The 21,224-nt window shown below is 48.9% G+C and carries 15 protein-coding genes; 10 read left to right on the top strand and 5 right to left on the bottom strand.

The genetic code is table 11. The annotated features are described in order from the left end of the window. The first annotated feature begins 28 nt into the window (after nucleotides 1–28). The gene (locus tag KGF88_RS07080) at nucleotides 29–226 is read left to right on the top strand and encodes a hypothetical protein (protein ID WP_110074817.1); all 198 of its coding nucleotides are present in this window, start codon (nucleotides 29–31) and stop codon (nucleotides 224–226) included. Here KGF88_RS07080 and KGF88_RS07075 read toward each other — a convergent pair. The 5 genes from KGF88_RS07075 to nadK form a co-directional block, all read right to left on the bottom strand. Continuing rightward, on the bottom strand, nucleotides 201–2,861 hold the full coding sequence (locus KGF88_RS07075) for an EAL domain-containing protein (RefSeq protein ID WP_153825795.1): 2,661 nt from the start codon (nucleotides 2,859–2,861) through the stop codon (nucleotides 201–203). The two genes, KGF88_RS07080 and KGF88_RS07075, sit on opposite strands and share 26 nt — an antisense overlap. Nucleotides 2,862–2,934: 73 nt before the next feature. Then, a complete protein-coding gene (locus KGF88_RS07070; RefSeq protein WP_153825794.1) occupies nucleotides 2,935–5,721 on the bottom strand; it encodes an insulinase family protein in 2,787 nt (928 codons plus the stop codon). Nucleotides 5,722–5,778: 57 nt separating this feature from the next. Further along, nucleotides 5,779–6,126, bottom strand: coding sequence for an outer membrane protein assembly factor BamE (locus tag KGF88_RS07065; protein WP_110074814.1), 348 nt, complete (start codon nucleotides 6,124–6,126; stop codon nucleotides 5,779–5,781). 45 nt (nucleotides 6,127–6,171) lie between these two features. Beyond that, nucleotides 6,172–7,866: a DNA repair protein RecN gene (recN, locus tag KGF88_RS07060; protein ID WP_153825793.1), complete on the bottom strand. Its 1,695-nt coding sequence runs from the start codon at nucleotides 7,864–7,866 to the stop codon at nucleotides 6,172–6,174. A gap of 102 nt (nucleotides 7,867–7,968) precedes the next feature. Next, nucleotides 7,969–8,859 (bottom strand): NAD(+) kinase, encoded by an 891-nt coding sequence (nadK, locus tag KGF88_RS07055; RefSeq protein WP_110074812.1) that lies wholly within the window; start codon nucleotides 8,857–8,859, stop codon nucleotides 7,969–7,971. Between the two features lie 174 nt (nucleotides 8,860–9,033). Here nadK and grpE point away from each other — a divergent pair, with 174 nt between their 5' ends. The 9 genes from grpE (at nucleotide 9,034) to greA (ending at nucleotide 21,150) form a co-directional block, all read left to right on the top strand. After that, nucleotides 9,034–9,645, top strand: coding sequence for a nucleotide exchange factor GrpE (gene grpE / locus KGF88_RS07050; protein WP_153825792.1), 612 nt, complete (start codon nucleotides 9,034–9,036; stop codon nucleotides 9,643–9,645). Nucleotides 9,646–9,739: 94 nt separating this feature from the next. Beyond that, entirely contained in the window at nucleotides 9,740–11,656 is a 1,917-nt protein-coding gene (dnaK, locus tag KGF88_RS07045; protein WP_153825791.1) for a molecular chaperone DnaK, read from the top strand. 111 nt (nucleotides 11,657–11,767) lie between these two features. Further along, entirely contained in the window at nucleotides 11,768–12,907 is a 1,140-nt protein-coding gene (gene dnaJ, locus KGF88_RS07040) for a molecular chaperone DnaJ (protein ID WP_153825790.1), read from the top strand. Nucleotides 12,908–12,977: 70 nt separating this feature from the next. Then, on the top strand, nucleotides 12,978–13,775 hold the full coding sequence (locus tag KGF88_RS07035) for a M48 family metallopeptidase (protein ID WP_153825789.1): 798 nt from the start codon (nucleotides 12,978–12,980) through the stop codon (nucleotides 13,773–13,775). 194 nt (nucleotides 13,776–13,969) lie between these two features. Beyond that, nucleotides 13,970–15,196, top strand: coding sequence for a dicarboxylate/amino acid:cation symporter (locus tag KGF88_RS07030; protein ID WP_110074807.1), 1,227 nt, complete (start codon nucleotides 13,970–13,972; stop codon nucleotides 15,194–15,196). 95 nt (nucleotides 15,197–15,291) lie between these two features. Further along, nucleotides 15,292–16,101: a 4-hydroxy-tetrahydrodipicolinate reductase gene (dapB, locus tag KGF88_RS07025; protein ID WP_153825788.1), complete on the top strand. Its 810-nt coding sequence runs from the start codon at nucleotides 15,292–15,294 to the stop codon at nucleotides 16,099–16,101. A 209-nt stretch (nucleotides 16,102–16,310) separates the two neighbouring features. After that, complete coding sequence (carA, locus tag KGF88_RS07020; protein ID WP_110074805.1) at nucleotides 16,311–17,450, top strand: glutamine-hydrolyzing carbamoyl-phosphate synthase small subunit; 1,140 nt, start codon at nucleotides 16,311–16,313, stop codon at nucleotides 17,448–17,450. Nucleotides 17,451–17,452: 2 nt separating this feature from the next. After that, nucleotides 17,453–20,677, top strand: a complete 3,225-nt coding sequence (gene carB, locus KGF88_RS07015) for a carbamoyl-phosphate synthase large subunit (RefSeq protein ID WP_153825787.1) — start codon at nucleotides 17,453–17,455, stop codon at nucleotides 20,675–20,677. Next, entirely contained in the window at nucleotides 20,674–21,150 is a 477-nt protein-coding gene (gene greA / locus KGF88_RS07010; RefSeq protein ID WP_110074803.1) for a transcription elongation factor GreA, read from the top strand. The genes carB and greA overlap by 4 nt, the downstream gene beginning before the upstream one ends. Nucleotides 21,151–21,224 lie beyond the last annotated feature (74 nt).

The raw sequence follows: 21,224 nt of genomic DNA, 5'->3' as shown, positions 1-21,224 counted from the left end.
CGCTCGTAGTCTGTAGTAGGGGGTTGTTATGTTAGTGGCGCTGTGTTGTTTAGGGTCGGCGTTAACTTTGTATGTGCAAGCATTAACGCACGCGATGGGAGCGAAACGTTGGGGCCTGCTAGGGTTGCTGTTCGGGCCCTTGATAGTGCCAATGTTTATCACTCACAAGCGGCTGCGTCTGCGCCAAGCACGTGGCGATGCTAATGTATTGATGCAGGTACGCTGATATGGGCGGCAAAGGCATCACGGCTAAGCGGCTCGGCAAATAAAAACCCCTGTGCATATTCGCAGTTTAAGTGGCTTAACGTGGCTGCTTGAGCTGCGTCTACAACGCCTTCGGCAACCACATCTAAACCTAAGTTGTGAGCCATGGCGACAATGGAGGCGACCATATTGCGATCGCGCTCGGCACCATTGATGTCATCCACAAAGGCTTTATCAATCTTTAATGTTTGAATCGGGAAACGCTTCAAATAGGCCAACGACGAATAGCCGGTACCAAAATCATCGAGGGCGAGGTGAATCCCCTGTTGATGTAACTCGGTCATGATGGCAATAGCGCGCTCTGGATCCTCCATCACCACCCCTTCGGTAATTTCTAACTCCAGATGCTGTGGTGCTAAACCTTCTTCTTTGAGAATGGTCATGATGGTCTCGGTAAGATTAGGTTGCACAAATTGCTTGGCAGATAAATTCACCGCTACTCGGCCTTGCACCAAGCCTTGCTCTACCCACAGTCGCATATCACGACAGGTTTGTCGCAGCACTTGCTCACCCATCTCAATGATAAGGCCGGTTTCTTCGGCTAACGGAATGAACTCGCTAGGGCTAAGGGGACCATGGCCAGGGATGTTCATGCGGACTAAGGCTTCTAATCCTACAAATTGATAATCCACTAACGACACTTTAGGCTGATACAGCACTTGCAAATGCTTATGGCGCAGCGCAAACCGCAGTTGGTTTTCTACTTGCAGACGCCGAACCGCAGTTTTGTTCATGGATTCGTTAAAGAACTGATAGTTATGGCCGCCGCGACTCTTGGCATGGTACATGGCGGTATCGGCATTCTGTAGTAACTCTTGCGAGGAGTTACCATCGCTTGGATAAACCACAATACCAATGGACGTGCCCACCACGATATCTTGCTGTTGAATATGAAAGGGCTGGCTCATGGCATGTAGGATCTGATTGGCGATATCGGTGGTGGTGCTCATGTTCCAGGTGTCTTCTAGCAATAGCACAAATTCGTCACCACCGAGGCGATAGAAAGTATCTTGCGGGCGTCCCACTTGCGCTATGCGCTCAGCTACCTGTAGTAGCAGTTCGTCACCTAGATCGTGACCTAGCGAATCGTTAATCTTCTTAAAATCATCGAGATCGAAAAGCACTAAAGCGTGACCAATACGTTTACGCACTAAATTGGCATGGCTGACTTGAAAATAGGAGCGATTAGGCAGCCCGGTGAGGGTATCGGTGTTAGACAGCCGGCGCAACTCGCGCTCGGTTTGTTTACGTTCGCTGATGTCTGCAAAGGTCGCCACGTAATGGGAAATCTGACTGCTATCGTCGTAGATGGCATCAATGGTTAATTCAATCTGATACAAACTGCCGTCACTGCGCAGATCTTCAACTTCACCGTGCCAACTACCATACTGTTGCAAGGTGCGTTTTATTTGGTTGACGTAATCGTCGCTATAGAGCTGCAGTTGTAGTGGTCGGCCGAGCATTTGTTGGCGACTAAAGCCGGTGATCTTGGTCACCGATTGGTTGGCCTCAACGACGGCAAAGGTATGATCATAAATACACACGCCATCGGAAATATTGGTGATGGAGGTGGCTAGCATTTTTAAGCGTTCTTCAGCTAGTACTAACGGGGTGATATCTTTCATGGTACCGGTCATCCGCAGAGCCTGCTGCTGCTCATCGCGTTCCACCACTTTACCTCGATCTAGTACGGACACCCAGCCATCTTCAGCCTGAACTCGGTAAGTGACTTCAAAAAATTGGGTGTGTCCATCTAAGTGCTGATTCAACGCCTGCTGTAAATTTGCGAGGTCTTGTGGATGAATATTGCTGGGGCTGCCCGGTTCACCGGTACGAATATAATCAATCGGGAACGCACTGACTTGGCGCCAGGTGTTATGTCGATGAATCACTCCAGCTGCAATATCCCAGTCCCATAATTGATCACCGCTACCCCACAAACTTAACTTCAGCCGTTCTTCACTTTGTTGCAGTTGGCGCATAGCACGATGGCGCGCCCGCACGATGAAGAATAGGGTGATAATACCGGCACCACCTAACAGCGCATACATGCTTAGCGCCCAGGGTGAAAGCCAAGCCGGGGCGGCAACTTCAACCGCTAACTGGCGCTGCCCCAGCCAGGTGCTGCCATCGTAGGAGGCCTCAATCATAAACAGATAATGACCAAAGGCTAGATTGGTGTAGGTGGCACGACGATATTGATGGTCGGTGTAAATCCAGTCAAGATCGGCTCCTTGCATTTTATAGCGGTAATACAATTGCCGAGCATTAGGTGCATAGGGCGCCCCAAACTCAATGCTGATGGGGCTCTCGAGCACAGGTAGGAATAGCGTTTGGGTATTGTAAAGTTGAGCGCGGTTACGACTATCTAATTGTTCAGCTTGAATGGGTTGATTGGCAATGCGCAGGCTGATGAGCTCAACTTGCCAATCACTGCTGGTCGGTGACTGGGCTGCATAAGTTGCTATATAAGTTGCTGCATGAGTTTTGGCAAATAATGACGGTAGCATCAGCAGCGCAGCCGTACAGGTTAACGTTATAACAAACGCTAACAGAGCATTGCCACCAGTAGCACCACCTTGACCCCGAAAATGCACGTTATTCCCCAATGGGTTGGCTGTCTTATAAAGCAGCTCTTCTTGTTCTTAAGAGATAAACAAATTAAACAATTTATGCCGAGCTGTCAAAGCTCTGTGGATGGCTAACTAGAAACATCTGTTGTGTTGGATTGTTGATTAACTGTTGGTATTCCGCTTGGATGTCATTCAAGGTCAAGTTTGCTAAACTCGTTGCTATGACTTGTAATCTCGAGAAATTTTCATCTTGTTGAGTAATAGAGCTCCACAACCTTTGACTCCGCGCACGCAGAGATGCGTCATTCTCAGTAAGTTGTTGGGTTATAGCCCGCTGCGCCTTGCTGAATTCAGTGCTATCAATGTGTGCTAATTGCTCAGCAAACACCTTTAAGTAATCATTCATGGCTTGTTGTAAGTGCTGATGCGGATACTTGGTGGATTGTACGTAGAGCATCAAATGCGGTACCTGTTGCAGCGGCATGTAACTGCTGCCCACCAGATAACCTAGCTGTTGCTCGGTACGCAAGGCACTAAACAAGCGCGGGTTCAGAAAATACTGCAACAGCATAAAGCTGGCTTGAGCTTGAGTGGTGTTTGAGCTACTTTGCAGCACCGCCAGCAGCGCATGGTCTTGATGCTGAGTGACTAGCGCTGGCGCGGGGTCTAGCTGGGCAAACCGGTAGGGCGTTAAATTTGCGCGCTGCATCTGTGCCGCTAGGGGGAGCTGTTGCAATTGTTGCAGCACCGCTTGCAATTGGTCAGGACGCAGATCTCCATGACTAAAGAGTTCGACGCTGGCTTGGCTAAACATTTGCTGGCCGGCATCGATGAAGGTCGCAAAATCGCTAGCTTCTAATTGTTTGGCTAGATCTTGCACCGAAAAAGTATGGGGCTGTAACTGCACGTTCAGATGCGTGAAGAGTAAATTCAGTGGCTTATGCAGCAAGGCTTGGCGCCAGTTGGTGATCAGGCGTTGGCGCAAATTAGCCCAGCGTTGCGACACGAGTAATTGTGCATTCGAGCCGCTCGTTGCTTGGAGCAAATAACCCAGAATATCCTGCAGTAATTGCGGCACGTATTGTGCGGGCCCAGATACATGCAAGGTTAACCCTTGCTGTTGCGGGTATAAATTAAAATTAAGCCCAGCAATTTCCGCATCGTAGCATTCTTCATTGAGCACATCGAGCATCAGCTCACACCATAAGCGGGCGTTCGCAAAATGCTGCGCAGACTGGATCACTTGGGGCAGATAAAAGCCACAATAAACATGAGCTTTGGGTTGCTTAAAACTGGTATCGGTTAAATGCCAATGCTGCAATGCCGACGTAACTTGCATACAATCAGGCTGCAGCGGCCGCTTAGAGTCGGTCTCAGTTGGAGGATGTTGTAACTGCCAAGGCGTGCTCAAATAGGGATTCGCTTGCGGTAATTGCGCTGCTATCGGCGCCGGCTGAGCGAAGCGTTGATGTTGTGCAGGTGTCAACGCAGAGACGCGGTAATGAGTTCCGTAAATAGGTTCAACCTGATCGGTCTCAAGCTGCTGATGAATCAAGGTTACCCGCATGTTGTGGGAGTTCATCAAGGCCAGAAAGTTGCGGATTTTCGGTAAAAACAAACCATCCATGCGGTAGTCACCAAAAATAATATCTTCAGCGCAGTAGTGATGTAGATTAATGGCTAGCTGAGGTGCAATATCGCTTAATTTCGCTGGCTCTTGGTAATTGAAGGCGTTCATGACGCTCACTCGGCGTTCGTTGTAGCGCCAAGCTTGTAACCCTTCGTTGGCAATGAGCTGCAGATAACTGAACACAGCTGCAATAATATCATCAATGTGGGTTAACCCTTGGTTGGTTAGCTGCATGTTGATATTAAAATCTTTGAAATTACCGCCACTAATCCCACCGCCGGCGGCTAACGAGTTCACCCAATTGTGTTCGCGCAAATAACTCAGCAGACTTTGTTGCCCTTCATAGCCCAGTAGATGAGCCAAAAAGCTGGTGGTTTTATTAGCATAATCGTCATCGATACCCGGCAGGGCAAAGGTTAAAATCAGCCGTTGGGCTTCTTTAAGTGGTTTCACTTGAACCATCAGCCCCAGCTGTTCTGCTTCATAGAGCGGCTCGTCTAGTAATAAGGCATCGGCGCACCCACTTGGAATGCGGCTACCGTGAAGCTCAGCAAGCTGTTGTAATTCAGCTAAGGATTGTGGCCCACACAGCACTAGGGTCATACGTTTGGCACAATACCAGCGTTTAAAAAATTGCTGCAAAGCAGCGCTGAGCGGCCGCTCTTTGGTGTTGGTAAGGGTACTTAGGTTGCCTACTGAAAATTTGGTAAAAGGATGCTTAGGGTTGGCCGTGGCTTTGTGCACTTGATACAAACGGCGCAATTCATCGTTTCGTTTTAGGTGAAATTCAGCTTCAATCGATTGCAGTTCTTTTTCGACCCAATCTTGCTGTAACAAGGGTTCATAGAAAAAGCGGATGAAACGATCTAACGCGGGGGCAAAATACTGCTGATTGATGCTGAAGTAATAATTGCTGTATTCGGTGCCAGTCCAAGCATTATGGCTACCGCCGTGAGCGCTGATATAGGACTGAAAACCTTGGGCATCAGGATAGCCCTCAGTCCCTAAAAATAACATGTGCTCAAGTAAGTGGGCTAGGCCTTGCGTGGCCTGAGGATCGTGAAAATGACCTACCCCTACGGCTAGTGCCGCACTGCTTTGGTTGGCTGTCTGATCGTGCACCAACACACAACGTAATTGGTTGGGTAGTTCAATGATCTGATAGCTACGAGTATCTGCCGGACTTTTGATGATAGCACTATCATCTAAAATAAGGCGTGTCTCAGTGGTTGTAGGCTGCAATGGTGTTGTCATCCCTCACCTTAAATTGTCGGCCCAGTGTTGCTTGATAACCCTGGGCCCACAGAGGGTCTATTGTTCCAGCGGCGTATCGAAGTCTTTCGGGCGGTCATAATCGCCTTCATAAGATACCAACAGGTTATCTTCGAAGCGTAAAATCATTTTTTGTTGATAACTGGTTCCGTTACCTGCATTCATGTCAAAAACGTAAAACCACACATCGTTATTGTAGGGGTTATCTGCTACTGGTTTGCCAACCACGTAAACCACTTGTTCTTTCGACATCCCCACGCGAAGCTGGTCAATGTCTCGTTGTTCTAAGTAATTACCCTGTGGAATGTCAATTCGATAAACCAATTTATCTAATACTGAACAGCCACTTAAAAAGATTATAGTCCCTGCAATAATTAATGCTTTCATAACACCTGCTATTAAAATTTTAGTCTAGGGCGATAATAAACAAAGCTAGCTGCCAACCGCAAGTAATTCAGCTGCATTAGCTTTCGTTGCTGCGGTTATTTCATCACCACCAAGTAAGCGTGCTAGTTCAATGACACGCGCTTCAGAGTCTAATCGTACCATGTGTGTCTCGGTACTGGCACCATCTGTTACCTTATCTACCCGTAATTGTTGGTGAGCTTTTGCGGCCACCTGAGGTAAATGTGTGACACAGATAACCTGATTTGATTCCCCTAACTGGCGTAATAATTTACCTACCGTGGCTGCGGTAGCGCCGCTAACACCTACATCCACTTCGTCGAACATCAAGGTCGGGGTGGTTAGTTGGCTGGCAGTAATTACCTGAATAGCTAAGCTAATTCGCGATAATTCACCGCCTGAAGCAATTTTTGCTAGGGCTTGTAACGGTTGGCCTGGGTTCGTGGTCACCATAAAGCAAACCTCATCGGTACCTAGTTTTGTTGCTGGCGCTTGCGCCTGATGAGTCACTTGAATGACGAATCGACCATGGGGCATATTAAGTTGCTGCATGCTGGTGGCGATACGCTGACTAAGTTCAGTGGCGGCTTGCTCACGGCTTGCCGACAAAGTGGCAGCCGCTTGTCGGTAGCTTTTAGCTGCTTGCTCCACTTGCTCATCGATGTGTTCAGATGCGCTCTGCATGGACTCGAGATCTGCTAACTCTTGCGCTAATTGTTGATGGTGCTGATAAAGTTGAGTTGGGTCGAGCTGATGCTTGCGAGCCAACTGTAGCGTTTGGGTAACCCGTTGTTCAGCGTTAGCTAATTGCTCATCGTCAAGTTCAATGTGGTCTTGATAATCACGCAGTTCACGTGCTGCTTCTTCCACTTGCACACTGGCATCGCGGAGCAAACGTACCGCTTGTTGCAAATTAGCATCGGTCTCTAGTTGTTGCTCTAACCGGGTTAGGGCGTTTTGCAACAAACTGTAGGCGTTATTATGTTCACCATCAAAGATGGCATTGAGGGCGAAGCCAGAATCTTCAATGAGGCTGGCACTATTGGCCAAACGCTTATGTTGCGCCTCTAGTTCTGCGTATTCGTCTTCGCCTAGAGCAAACTCGTTCAGCTCACTGACTTGGTAGCGCAACAGCTGACTGCGTGCGGCAATATCTTGTTGCTGCTGTTGTAGCTGCTTTTGTTGTTTGCGCAGTTGGTACCACTGCTGATAGGCCTGCTGCACCGCATCTAGATGTTGTTGGTGACGGGCGTAAGCATCAAGCAATTGCAACTGATGCTCCGGTCGGGTCAATAATTGGTGTTCGTGCTGACCATGAATGTTGACTAACAGTGGCGCCAGTTGCTTGAGTTGGCCCACGGTAGCAGGGCGGCCGTTGATCCAAGCTTTGGAGCGGCCCTCGCGGGTAATCACGCGGCGAATGACACAACTTATGTGGCTGGCATCGGCATCAGCTTCTTCGTTTAGCTCTTGTTCTGCTAGCCACTGGATGGCAGGGCTAGCGCTGGCACCGAGTTGAAAGCTTGCACTTACTTCAGCTTTATCAGCGCTTGTGCGAATGAGTTCAACGTCAGCACGGTCGCCCAAACATAAACCTAAGGCATCGAGGGCAATGGATTTTCCGGCGCCAGTTTCGCCAGTAATGGCAGACATGCCAGCAGCAAAGTCTATGTCTAAATGACGTACAACAGCTAAATTACGAATATGCAAATGGAGCAACATAGGTCACCTCAGATACTGTGATAATATACAGTAGTTATACAGTATTTATACAGTAATGCAAGTGCTGCCTAAAAATTCTGCAGCAGCGCCTAAGCCAAGCCACTAGAACAGTCGGCTACCCCAGCCTAGCTTGTTGCGCAACACTCTAAAATAACTGTGGTCGTGCGGGTGCACTAAGCATAATTTATGGGGGTGCTGCTGAATAATGACTTCGTCGCCGGCAGCAACTTTCATGCGCACATGGCCATCGCAGGATAATTGTAGATCATCATTATCTGTCGCTGCCCGCAGCTTGATGGTACTGGTAGCATCGACCACAATCGGGCGACTGCTTAAGGTGTGCGGAAACATTGGCACTAAACTAATGGCATGCAAGTTAGGAACGACAATGGGACCGCCGCCAGACAAAGAGTAGGCAGTGGAGCCGGTAGGAGTGCTAATAATCAGTCCATCCGAGCGTTGTGAATAGACAAACTGATTATCCACGTACACTTCAAATTCGATCATGTGAGCCACTTTGTCTGAGTGCAGTACTACTTCGTTAATAGCGCGTCCTACGGCCTTAGTTTGGCCATGGTGGATGACTTCGGTTTGTAGCAAAAAGCGCTGTTCAGTTTGGTAGTCGCCGGCTAATACTGCTTTGAGTTGCTCAAGCACATGGTCAGGGTCAAGGTCCGTTAGAAAACCTAAGTTGCCGCGATTCACGCCAATCACCCCGATATCGAAATCACAAAGAATTCGTGCCGCACCAAGCATGTTGCCATCACCACCCACAACAATTGCTAGATCAGCGTGTTGGCCCAGCTCTAACAGCGACATCACGCGCGCTTGAGTACCACTTAGCTGCTCGGCAGTGCGACTCTCAATAATCACTTGATAACCCAGCTTGAGTAGGCTTTGTTCTAGAGTGAATAAGGTGGTACGAGTAGCTTCGTGATTAACTTTGCCCAGCAAGGCGATGGTTTGAAACGGTTGATGGTCACGCTGCGACATAAATTTCCCTGTAATTCTGCGGTTTTTTGTAGCGCAACTCTTGAATCGAGGTTAGATGCCCCCATTAACAGCTGCAAGTTAAGTTATATCACACCAACTAACATTTTGGTTGTGAATTGATGATAGTGCCACGTAAGTGTCACGCAAGTGCCATGACAGTGAGAGTAGCCAAACATGACTAAAAATGATGCAGCACAGAACCCACAGCAGCCAGAGCTAGAGCAAGAGCAAGAGCTAGAGCAAGCGGCTGAACAGGAGCAGGACGTGGAGCAAGAGCAAGAGCAAGCCGCAGATGCCAAGAGCAACGCTAGCGATCGGCTCGGTGAGTTGGAGCTGGCCTTGAGCCAAGCTGAGCAACGCGTGACTGATGCCAATGATCGTGCCGTGCGTGCGGTAGCTGAGATGGAGAATATTCGGCGCCGGGCAGCCCAAGATGTTGAGAAGGCGCATAAGTTTGCTCTGGAAAAGTTTGCCAACGAAATCATTACCACGGTAGACAACTTAGAGCGGGCCCTCGAGATTGCGGCCCAGGCCGACAGCATTAATCAAAACTTTTTAGAAGGGATTGAGTTAACCCACAAGGGGCTACTCAATACCTTAAATAAATTTGGGGTAGAAGCGGTGGGGGTGATTGGCGAAGCTTTTAACCCTGAACTGCACCAGGCCATGGCGATGCAGCCATCGGCAGACCAAGACAACAACACCATTTTGGCGGTGATGCAAAAAGGCTACACCCTAAGTGGCCGCTTACTGCGTCCAGCCATGGTGATGGTGGTAAAAAATTAACAATAAGCTTTTTAGGGGTATTGAAAAGGCTTAAAGCCGCCCCATATTAAAGTTATCAAACCTGTTTTTTAAGATTTAGTTGGAGAAGAAAATTATGGGTAAAATTATCGGCATCGATTTAGGTACTACCAACTCTTGTGTTGCAGTACTTGATGGTGACAAAGCACGCGTAATTGAAAACGCGGAAGGCGATCGTACCACGCCATCGGTAGTAGCTTTTACTGATGATGGTGAAGTGTTAGTAGGTGCGCCGGCAAAACGCCAAGCGGTCACTAACGCGAACAAAACCTTATTCGCAATTAAGCGCCTGATTGGTCGTCGTTTTAAAGACGAAGAAGTACAACGTGATATCGGCATCATGCCATTCAAAATCGTTGAAGCAGAAAACGGCGATGCGTGGGTACAAATTAACGACGACAAAAAAGCGCCACCACAAATCTCAGCAGAAATTCTGAAGAAGATGAAGAAAACTGCCGAAGATTTCTTGGGTGAGAAAGTAACCGAAGCAGTTATTACCGTGCCGGCTTACTTTAACGATGCACAGCGTCAAGCAACCAAAGATGCTGGTCGTATCGCGGGCTTAGAAGTGAAGCGTATTATCAACGAGCCAACCGCAGCAGCATTAGCCTACGGTATGGACAAGAAGCAAGGCGATAACGTTATCGCAGTGTACGACTTAGGCGGCGGTACTTTCGATATCTCAATCATTGAGATTGACCAAGTAGAAGGCGAAATGACCTTTGAAGTATTAGCGACCAATGGTGATACCCACCTTGGTGGTGAAGACTTTGATAACCGTTTGATCAACTACTTGGTTGAGCAGTTCAACAAAGATCAAGGCATTGATTTACGTAAAGATCCGCTGGCGATGCAGCGTCTTAAAGAAGCTGCTGAAAAAGCTAAAATTGAGTTGTCATCAGCACAGCAAACGGAAGTTAACTTGCCGTACATTACTGCTGATGCCACTGGGCCTAAGCACTTAGCCATTAAAGTAACTCGCGCTAAATTGGAATCTTTGGTTGAAGACATGATTGCCAAGTCGCTAGAGCCAGTGAAACAAGCGCTAAAAGATGCTGATTTGTCAGTAAGCGACATCAACGACATTATTTTGGTGGGCGGTCAAACCCGGATGCCAAAAGTACAGCAAGCAGTGACCGACTTCTTTGGTAAAGAGCCGCGTCGTGATGTGAACCCTGACGAAGCGGTAGCCGTAGGTGCTGCGGTACAAGCGGGCGTATTGCAAGGCGATGTGAAAGATGTGTTGTTGTTAGACGTAACGCCATTATCACTGGGTATTGAAACCATGGGTGGTGTGATGACTAAGCTGATTGAGAAGAACACCACGATTCCGACCAAGCAATCACAGACCTTCTCAACGGCTGAAGATAATCAGCAGGCAGTAACGATTCATGTGTTGCAGGGTGAGCGTAAGCGTTCGGCTGACAACAAATCGTTAGGGCAATTTAATCTGGAAGGTATTCGTGCAGCGATGCGCGGCCAGCCACAGATTGAAGTCACCTTTGATATTGATGCGGACGGTATCCTGCATGTGTCAGCGAAAGATAAAGACACAGGTAAAGAGCAGAAAATCACCATCAAAGCTTCTTCTGGCTTAAGCGATGAAGAAGTAGAAAAAATGGTACGTGACGCTGAAGCTAACGCTGAAGAAGATCGTAAATTTGAAGAAATGGTGCAGGTTCGTAACCAAGCTGACGCGCTGGTACATGCTACCCGCAAGCAGTTAGAAGAAGTTGGTGCGGAGTTGGCTGCGGCGGATAAAGAAGCGGTTGAAACTGCCTTGAGCGAGCTGGAAACAGCCATCAAAGGTACCGACAAAGCTGAGATTGAAGCCAAGCAGCAAGCTTTGATTGAAGCTTCTGGTAAGTTGATGGAAGCAGCACAAGCGAAAGCTCAGCAGCAAGGTGGCGATGCCGACGCTGGTAACAGCCAGAAAGATGCTGATGATGTTGTCGACGCTGAATTTGAAGAAGTGAAAGACGACAAGAAATAATAACCCGCCCACCGGGTGTTGGTGATAGAAAGCACACGGGGGTTGCCGCTAGGTGGCCTCCGTGTACTTGTATCAGGCAGGATATAAAAGGAACGTGGAAATCACACCATTATGTCGAAAATAGATTTATATGAAGTGCTGGAAGTAAGTAAAGATGCCAGCGAACGCGACATCAAAAAGGCCTATAAGCGGTTAGCGATGAAGTATCACCCGGATCGTACCAAAGGTGATAAAGACCTCGAAACCAAGTTTAAAGAAGTTAAAGCGGCCTACGAAATTCTCAGTGACCCGCAAAAGCGCGCGGCTTACGATCAGTATGGTCATGCAGCTTTTGAACAAGGTCAAGGTGGCTTTGGCGGCGGCGGTGGCGGTGCTGATTTTGGGGATATTTTTGGTGATGTGTTCGGTGACATTTTTGGCGGTGGTAGTCGACGTGGCCATGCGCAATCGCAACGGGGAGCCGACTTACGCTACAACCTAGAGCTGAGCTTAGAAGAGGCGGTACGCGGTAAAGAAGTAGAGCTAAAAATTCCTAAATTAAGCACCTGTGACGACTGTCATGGTAGCGGCGCCCGAGCTGGCTCTAGCGCTGAAACCTGTGGTCATTGTCATGGCAGTGGCCATATTCAAATGCGCCAAGGCTTTTTTGCTGTGCAACAACCTTGTCCCCATTGTCGTGGCCGCGGTAAGGTGATTAAAGATCCATGCCGCACCTGTCATGGTGAAGGCCGAGTGGAACGCACCAAGACCTTGTCGGTGAAAATTCCAGCTGGCGTTGATACCGGTGACCGGATCCGCTTAAGTGGTGAGGGTGAAGCCGGCGAAATGGGCGCTCCGGCGGGTGATTTGTACGTGCAAGTGCATGTGCGTGAACACAAGATTTTTGCGCGTGACGGCAATAATCTGTACTGCGAAGTGCCGATTAGCTTTACTCGAGCTGCCTTAGGTGGCGACATCGAGGTGCCGACGCTAGAAGGTAAAGTAAAACTGAAAGTACCGGCCGAAACCCAAACAGGTAAGTTATTACGCCTGCGTGGTAAGGGCGTTAAATCCGTGCGCACCGGTGCTGTTGGCGATTTGATTTGTAAGGTGGTTATCGAAACCCCAGTGAATTTGTCAGAGCGTCAACGTGAGTTACTAGCCGAGTTAGAAGAGTCGATGGGCAGTGGCGACGAAGCTGCTAAGTATCGTCCCAAAGAAAAAGGCTTTTTTGACGGCGTGCGTAAATTCTTTGATGACTTGCGCGGCTAGTACAACTGCGGTTAAGCTGATGCTAGCAGCAGATTTCTGAGCCATTCAGAATAGTCAGGGAGCACCTCTTATGCGCTGGATGAAAATAGCACTAAGCTTAACCGTAGTGATTGGTTTGTTGGTTGCCTGCACGCAATCGCCGACCGGACGTAAGCAATTGATTATGTTCTCGAGCGGCGAAATTGCCTCGTTAGGCGACCAAAGTTATGCCGAGCTGAAACAACAGCAGCCACTTAGCACGAACACCCGTGAGGTTAATTACGTACGCTGTGTGGCTAATGACTTGTTGGCCGTGCTACCTGAACCTTGGCGCAGTAAAACCTGGGAAGTGAACCTATTTGCCAGTGATGATGTGAATGCGTTTGCCCTACCGGGCGAAAACATTGGCGTGTACACGGGCTTACTGAAAGTTGCCGAAACTCCAGATCAATTGGCGGCGGTGATCGGGCACGAAATTGCGCACGTGATCGCTGACCATGGTAACGAGCGCATGTCGAATCAGTTTGCCGTGGGGCTAGGCTTGCAAATAGGTGCCGTGGTAGCGTCAACTAAGCTAGAAGACAAAGATGCTGCCTTAGTGATGGCGGCCTTAGGTATTGGCACCCAGCTAGGGGTGCTGTTGCCTTACTCACGGGTACATGAAAGCGAAGCCGACCAGTTGGGCCTGGATTACATGGCTGCAGCTGGCTACAATCCCGCAGCGGCGGCGGATCTCTGGCGAAACATGGCGCGTGTAAGCGGCGCCGGCGGGCCTGAATTTTTATCGACACACCCTTCACCCCAATCTCGTATTGATGCCATTGAAGCCTATGCTCCTGAGGTGATGGGCGTCTATCAAAGTGCCCCTAAAGCCAACTGTAAACTCTAATTCTAGTAGCCACGGAAGGCTCATCGTCTAACGGCATTCTCTGAACTTTATCTCGGTACATCTCATTTCGGTTATATGTAAGTCGAGATTGAACTAAAGCTTTGCTCACAGCGTTAGTAGAATATCAGCATGTAAAGTACTTATTGGCGGCGGCTGGCTGGTTGCTGGTAGCTGCGATGAACTAATGAGGTGTTATGATTAAGGCTTGGTTTGCAATTCCCTTCTGGCAACGCGTGCTGGGTGCTTTTGCACTGGGCGTGCTGATTGGTGTGATTCACCCTGACATTGCGCAAGCGTTACGGCCGCTGGGAACGCTCTTTATCAATGCGTTAAAGATGTTGGTAGCGCCACTGATTTTCTTTGCCATTGTGAGTGCTATTTTACAGTTAGGTAGCGGCGAAAAGGCTGGTAAAATTGGGATGCAAACCATAGGTTTGTTCTTACTTACAGCCGTTATTGCCAGTGTCATTGGGCTATCGGTAGCACAGTTATTGGATATTACTCCGTCACCTGATTTAGTCGCCGATAGTAACTATGAACCGAAAGTAGTGCCTGGGCCCATTGAGGTACTGTTGAGTTTTATTCCGACCAATCCGTTTGCTGCTTTGGCTGAGGGTAACGTGATTCAAATCGTGGTGTTTGCCGCGTTGGTGGGGGTAGCCATCAATCAGTTGGGTGAGGTCGCTAAGCCGGTAGCCGCGGTGATGAGCGCCGGTGCACAGGTGATGTATCGGATCACCAAAATGGTGTTAGAACTGACCCCGTTTGGGGTCTTAGGGTTAATGGCGTGGGTGGTGGGCCACTACGGATTAGCCAGCTTAACCCCTTTGGCCGCTTTTATTGGAGCCATTTATCTCGCCTGTTTACTGCATATTCTGTTGGTGTACGGCACCATGGTACGGTTAGCTGGGATGTCGCCTTGGTTCTTTTTTAAGTCGGTGTTTTCAGCGCAATTGGTGGCCTTCACAACCTGTAGTAGTTTTGGCACGATTCCGGCCGCACACCAAGCTATCACTGAAAAACTAGGTGTCCAAAAAGAGTATGCAAGTTTTGTGTTACCTCTTGGTGCCACCATTAACATGGACGGTTGTGGCGGGATTTATCCGGCCATTGCTGCGGTCTTTATCGCACAGATTTATGGCATTCCGTTGGATTGGGCAGACTATATGCTGATCACCTTAACTGCCACGCTTGCGTCGGTAGGAACGGCTGGTGTACCAGGTACGGCGATGGTGATGTTAACCGTCACTCTCAATGCGATTGGGTTGCCGTTAGAGGGTATTGCATTTATCGCGGCCATCGACAGAATTATAGATATGGCGCGTACCGCAACCAATGTGACCGGTGATATGGCGGTGGCAGTGGTGTTGGGGCGCAAGCAACAGAGCGCAGATGATGACGCTAAGGCCCAACTAGGCTAGTATTGATGGCATTTAGTCTAAGCTCGGCAAGTTAAGCTCAGCAAGTTAAGCTCAGCAAGTTAAGGCTGTGGCGACAGCGCATGAAGGATTATCGGATGGGTTTGAAAGTAGGTATTTTAGGTGCCAGTGGGCGCATGGGGCAGGCGGTGATCGTGGCGGCAAAACGTCTCGAGGTCGCCGTAACCGCCGCTGTGGTAAGTCAGCAGTCGTCCCGTTATGGACAACCTATTCGCGCTAATGATGCTGATGGCGGTGTCTGCTTTCAGCACGCCGATGAACTGCAAGCCGGCCAAGTTGAGGTGCTTATTGACTTCTCTTTACCGCAAGCGCTGTCGGCTAATTTAGCGTTAGCGCAGCGATTACAAGTTCCCATTGTGGTGTGTACGACGGGTTTGGGCGAATCCCATCAGCAGGCGCTCGATCAAGCAGCGACAAAGATTCCGGTATTGTATGCAGCTAACACCAGTGTTGGTATCACGTTACTGCGACAGCTGGTGCAGCTCGCTGCGGCAGCTCTGCCGCACACGGATATTGAAATCATTGAAGCGCATCATAGTGCCAAGCGCGATGGTCCGTCGGGTACCGCACTGGCCTTAGGTGCTAGTGCAGCTGCAGGGCGCGGGGTGGAGCTAACTGATGTTAGTGCTGGTGTACGTGGTGATGGCTTACGTCAACCTGGGTCGATTGGTTTTGCGGTGGTACGAGCGGCCGATATTATTGGTGAGCACACGGTCTTATTTGCGCAGCCGGGCGAGCGCTTAGAGCTAACTCACCGGGTTGGCGACCGGCATATTTTTGCCCAAGGTGCAGTGCAAGCAGCACAGTGGCTGCAGCAGCAGTCGGCCGGCCGTTATAGCATGGCGGATATGTTGCAATTAAAAGCCTTATTACAAGACCTTCTGTAAGCTTACTGAAAGAGTAATTTCTGGTTTACGTTAAGCTAATATTTCTGTAGAATACCGCCAATTTGCCAGTAAGTTTTCGGGCAAGCTGAAACGCGCACTCCAGAGGTGTTTGGCTGGTTAAAAATCCAAATACCAGACGCTGGTGCAAGGTAATCAACGGGGAAGTCAAATTATTGATTCACCCGTTTTTTTATGTACGGAGGTTAACCTTGAGTATTCTAGCGAGCCACTCAGCAAGTAAAGCCATTTTGGTACTTGCCGATGGAACTGTTTTTCACGGCACGGCAATAGGAGCCGGCGGAACCGCGGTTGGTGAAGTTGTTTTTAATACCGCCATGACCGGTTATCAAGAAATCCTTACTGACCCCTCTTATTCTGAACAAATTGTTACCCTCACTTATCCCCACATCGGCAATTACGGCACTAATCACGAAGACGAAGAATCCAATCGAGTTTGGGCTAAAGGCCTAGTTATCCGAGATTTATCGCTTAAAGCCAGTAATTTCCGTCGCGAGCAATCGTTAGCTGATTATCTACGGCAACGCAATGTGGTGGGTATTGCTGATATCGATACGCGCAAACTAACTCGTATCCTCCGTGAGAAAGGTGCGCAAAACGGCTGCATCATGGCCGGCGATATCAACGTAGCCAAGGCGTTAGAACTAGCACAAGGTTTTGCTGGATTAAAAGGCTTAGATTTAGCCAAAGAAGTGACCATTCGTACGCCAGTGGAGTGGACCAGCGGCAGCTGGCGCTTAGGTGAAGGTTTTAAAGAATTAACTGAGCAACGGTTTCATGTGGTCGCCTACGACTATGGCTGCAAACGCAATATTTTGCGCTTGTTAGTGGATCGTGGCTGTAAAGTGACTTTGGTACCTGCGCAAACTCCGGCGGCAGACGTGTTAGCGCTGCAACCGGACGGAGTATTTTTATCAAATGGCCCCGGCGACCCTGAGCCGTGCGATTACGCCATCAAGGCTATTCAGGAAATTATTGCGGCACAAGTGCCGATTTTTGGTATCTGTTTGGGCCATCAATTGTTGGCGTTAGCCAGTGGTGCTACCACCATTAAAATGAAGTTAGGCCATCATGGTGCCAATCATCCCGTACAAGATTTAGCGACTGGTCGAGTGATGATAACCAGCCAGAACCATGGGTTTGCGGTAGATGAGGCAACCTTGCCTGCGCATCTTAAAGCGACTCACAAATCGTTGTTTGATGGCACCTTACAAGGTATTGCGCGCACCGATGTGAAAGCCTTCAGTTTTCAGGGGCATCCCGAGGCAAGTCCGGGCCCGAATGACGCCGCACCCTTGTTTGATCACTTTATCGAATTGATGAGCCAATAATTATGCCAAAACGTACCGACCTCAAAAGTATTCTGATTTTAGGCGCTGGGCCGATTGTTATTGGCCAGGCCTGCGAGTTTGATTATTCTGGCGCGCAAGCCTGTAAGGCGCTGCGTGAAGAGGGTTACCGAGTTATCCTGGTCAACTCTAATCCAGCGACTATCATGACCGATCCAGAAATGGCTGATGTCACTTACATCGAGCCGATTCATTGGGAAGTGGTTGCCAAAATCATCGAAGTAGAACGGCCAGATGCCATCTTGCCAACCATGGGCGGACAAACTGCGCTCAATTGTGCGCTAGATTTAGACAAGCACGGCGTGTTAGAGCGTTATAACGTAGAAATGATTGGCGCTAACGCAGATGCCATCGACAAAGCGGAAGACCGTGATCGTTTTGATAAAGCGATGAAAAAAATCGGCCTAGCAACGCCAAATGCTGAAATTGCGCATAACCTCCAAGAAGCCTTTGAAATTCAAGAACGGTTAGGTTTTCCGGTGATTATTCGCCCAAGCTTTACCATGGGCGGCAGCGGTGGTGGTATCGCTTATAACCGCGATGAGTTTGAAGAAATTTGTCGGCGCGGCTTAGATTTATCACCGACTAAAGAATTGCTCATTGATGAGTCATTGATTGGTTGGAAAGAATATGAAATGGAAGTGGTGCGCGACAAAAAAGACAATTGCATTATTGTCTGCGCCATCGAAAACTTCGACCCGATGGGCATCCACACTGGTGACTCTATTACCGTTGCCCCAGCGCAAACCCTGACCGACAAAGAATATCAGCTGATGCGTGATGCGGCGATGGCGGTATTGCGTGAAATTGGCGTGGAAACCGGGGGCTCAAACGTGCAGTTTGGGATCGATCCAGATACCGGACGTATGGTTATTATCGAAATGAACCCACGGGTATCGCGCTCATCTGCATTAGCCTCGAAAGCAACAGGGTTCCCGATTGCTAAAGTAGCCGCTAAATTGGCGGTAGGTTATACCCTGGATGAATTAGAAAATGAAATCACCGGCGGCGTAACGCCAGCCTCGTTTGAGCCAGCGTTGGATTACGTCGTGACTAAGATCCCACGCTTTAACTTTGAGAAATTTGCCGGTTGTAACGACCGTCTCACCACCCAGATGAAATCGGTGGGCGAAGTGATGGCGATTGGTCGTAACCAGCAAGAATCTCTACAGAAGGCGTTGCGCGGACTCGAAATTGGTGTGTCTGGCTTTGATCCTATGGTGGATGTCAACGACCCTGCGGCCCGCGGTAAAGTGATTCGTGAACTTAAAGAGCCAGGCGCCGAGCGGATTTTCTATATTGCCGATGCGTTCCGTTTAGGTATGACAGTGCGCGAAGTGTTTGAGCTGACCCGCATTGACGAATGGTATCTGATTCAGATTGAAGAGTTAGTGCTGCTGGAAGCTGAGATTCAAACGCTAGGTATGGCTGGCTTAGATGAACGCACGTTACGTTTGCTTAAGCGCAAAGGCTTTGCCGATAAGCGTATTGCAGATTTATTGGATGTTGCTGAAGCTGAAATCCGTCGCCGACGTTGGGATTTAGCAGTGCATCCGGTGTATAAGCGGGTGGATACTTGTGCGGCGGAGTTTAAGTCTGATACTGCCTACATGTATTCTAGCTACGACGAGGAATGCGAGGCAGCGCCTACCAATAACAAGAAAATCATGGTGATTGGTGGCGGCCCTAACCGTATCGGCCAAGGCATCGAGTTTGATTACTGTTGTGTGCACGCAGCGCTAGCCATGCGTGAAGATGGTTACGAAACCATTATGGTCAACTGTAATCCAGAAACCGTATCCACGGACTATGACACCTCAGATCGCTTGTATTTTGAATCTATCACCCTAGAAGACGTCCTTGAGATTGTTCGGGTAGAACAACCAGAAGGCGTGATTGTGCAGTATGGCGGTCAAACTCCGTTAAAATTAGCGCGTGAGCTTGAGGCTAACGGCGTGCCTATTATTGGTACATCGCCAGATGCCATTGACCGTGCAGAAGACCGGGAACGGTTCCAAAACGCGGTGCGTCGATTAGGTCTGCAGCAGCCAGAAAACTCAACCGTCACCAAGGTAGACGAAGCCCTTCGCGAAGCCGATCGGATTGGTTATCCGTTGGTAGTGCGGCCGTCTTATGTGTTAGGCGGACGAGCGATGGAAATCGTTTATGATGAAACTGATTTACTGCGCTATTTAACTGACGCGGTGAAAGTCTCTAACTCTGCGCCGGTGCTGCTGGATCGCTTCCTTGATAATGCCATTGAAGTAGATGTTGATGCCATTTGTGACGGTCAAGATGTGTTAATCGGCGGCATCATGCAGCACATCGAACAAGCGGGTGTTCACTCGGGTGACTCAGCCTGTTCGTTACCGCCTTATTCGTTAAGTGACAAGATTCAAGACGAGCTGCGTGAGCAAATGCGCAAGTTGGCGTTTGAATTAGGCGTAAATGGCCTTATGAATGCCCAGTTTGCGATTAAAGACGACGAAGTTTATTTGATTGAAGTTAACCCGCGAGCAGCCCGCACGGTACCGTTTGTATCTAAAGCGACTGGCTTGCAGTTAGCAAAAATCGCAGCGCGGGTGATGGTTGGACAATCTCTGGCTAGCCAAGGTTTTACCAAAGAAGTGATTCCACCCTACTACTCGGTTAAAGAAGTGGTGATACCTTTTGCTAAGTTCCAAGGGGTAGACCCCATTCGTGGGCCAGAAATGCGCTCTACCGGCGAGGTTATGGGGGTTGGCGAAAGCTTTGAAGAAGCCTATGCCAAAGCTAACTTAGGTGCTGGCGAAGCCTTAGCTAAAGCGGGTAAAGCTTTACTTTCAGTGCGAGATAGTGATAAAAGTCGTTTGTTCGAGTTGGCGCGCGGCCTTATTGGGCTTGGGTTTTCTCTAGAAGCCACCCGCGGCACCGCCAAACTACTCAACGACGAGGGCTTAGCTTGCTCCGTTGTGAACAAGCTACAAGAGGGCCGGCCGAATATTGTCGATGCTATCAAGAACGGTGAATACAGCTACATTATTAATACCGTCGAAGGTCGCCAAGCGATTCAAGATTCGGTTTATATTCGTCGCGAAGCCCTCTTGAATAAAGTTATTTATACCACCACATTAAATGCAGCGTTTGCCACAGTTAAGGCTAATACCGCGGACGACCGCGCCCGCGTTAATTCGTTACAAGCATTGCACAAAAGGGTTTTAGCACAATGAGTCAAATACCAATGACCACCCGCGGCGCAGAGATGCTGCGGGAGGAACTACAGCGTTTAAAATCAGAAGACCGGCCACGGATCATTCAGGCGATTGCCGATGCTCGTGAACACGGTGATTTGAAAGAAAACGCTGAATATCACGCGGCGCGAGAGCAGCAGGGCTTCTGTGAGGGACGCATTCAAGAAATTGAAGCAAAACTTTCCAATGCTCAAGTGATTGATGTAACCAAGGTTCCTAACCAAGGTAAGGTGATTTTCGGGGCTACTGTGACCATCTATAACACCAGCACCGATAAAGAAGTGACCTATCGCATCGTTGGTGATGATGAAGCTGACATTAAGCAAAATTTGATTTCAGTGAACTCACCGATTGCTCGCGCCTTGATTGGCAAGCAAGTTGATGATGCCGTGATGGTCACTACGCCAAGTGGTGATGTTGAATACGAAGTTGTTGATGTGAAATACCTTTAATAGCTGAGTAAAATTTACAAAAAAACCTAGCGCGAGCTAGGTTTTTTTGTTTGGGCAAAGGTTTGCAGTCTCTC

Origin of the sequence: Idiomarina loihiensis, from assembly GCF_024584785.1 — a bacterium.
In the GTDB taxonomy this organism is placed as follows: Bacteria; Pseudomonadota; Gammaproteobacteria; order Enterobacterales; family Alteromonadaceae; genus Pseudidiomarina; species Pseudidiomarina fusca.
The sequence above is the reverse complement of the archived record's forward strand: the minus strand, read 5'-3'. Positions and strand labels throughout refer to the sequence as shown.

Excerpts from the sequence above, each read along its gene's own strand:
- KGF88_RS07035 (WP_153825789.1), top strand. The coding sequence starts at position 12,978 with ATGCGCTGGATGAAAATAGCACTAAGCTTAACCGTAGTGATTGGTTTG.
- carB (WP_153825787.1), top strand. The coding sequence starts at position 17,453 with ATGCCAAAACGTACCGACCTCAAAAGTATTCTGATTTTAGGCGCTGGG.
- KGF88_RS07065 (WP_110074814.1), bottom strand. The coding sequence starts at position 6,126 with ATGAAAGCATTAATTATTGCAGGGACTATAATCTTTTTAAGTGGCTGT.
- KGF88_RS07070 (WP_153825794.1), bottom strand. The coding sequence starts at position 5,721 with ATGACAACACCATTGCAGCCTACAACCACTGAGACACGCCTTATTTTA.
- KGF88_RS07030 (WP_110074807.1), top strand. The coding sequence starts at position 13,970 with ATGATTAAGGCTTGGTTTGCAATTCCCTTCTGGCAACGCGTGCTGGGT.
- dnaJ (WP_153825790.1), top strand. The coding sequence starts at position 11,768 with ATGTCGAAAATAGATTTATATGAAGTGCTGGAAGTAAGTAAAGATGCC.
- dapB (WP_153825788.1), top strand. The coding sequence starts at position 15,292 with ATGGGTTTGAAAGTAGGTATTTTAGGTGCCAGTGGGCGCATGGGGCAG.
- grpE (WP_153825792.1), top strand. The coding sequence starts at position 9,034 with ATGACTAAAAATGATGCAGCACAGAACCCACAGCAGCCAGAGCTAGAG.
- KGF88_RS07080 (WP_110074817.1), top strand. The coding sequence starts at position 29 with ATGTTAGTGGCGCTGTGTTGTTTAGGGTCGGCGTTAACTTTGTATGTG.
- dnaK (WP_153825791.1), top strand. The coding sequence starts at position 9,740 with ATGGGTAAAATTATCGGCATCGATTTAGGTACTACCAACTCTTGTGTT.
- recN (WP_153825793.1), bottom strand. The coding sequence starts at position 7,866 with ATGTTGCTCCATTTGCATATTCGTAATTTAGCTGTTGTACGTCATTTA.
- greA (WP_110074803.1), top strand. The coding sequence starts at position 20,674 with ATGAGTCAAATACCAATGACCACCCGCGGCGCAGAGATGCTGCGGGAG.
- nadK (WP_110074812.1), bottom strand. The coding sequence starts at position 8,859 with ATGTCGCAGCGTGACCATCAACCGTTTCAAACCATCGCCTTGCTGGGC.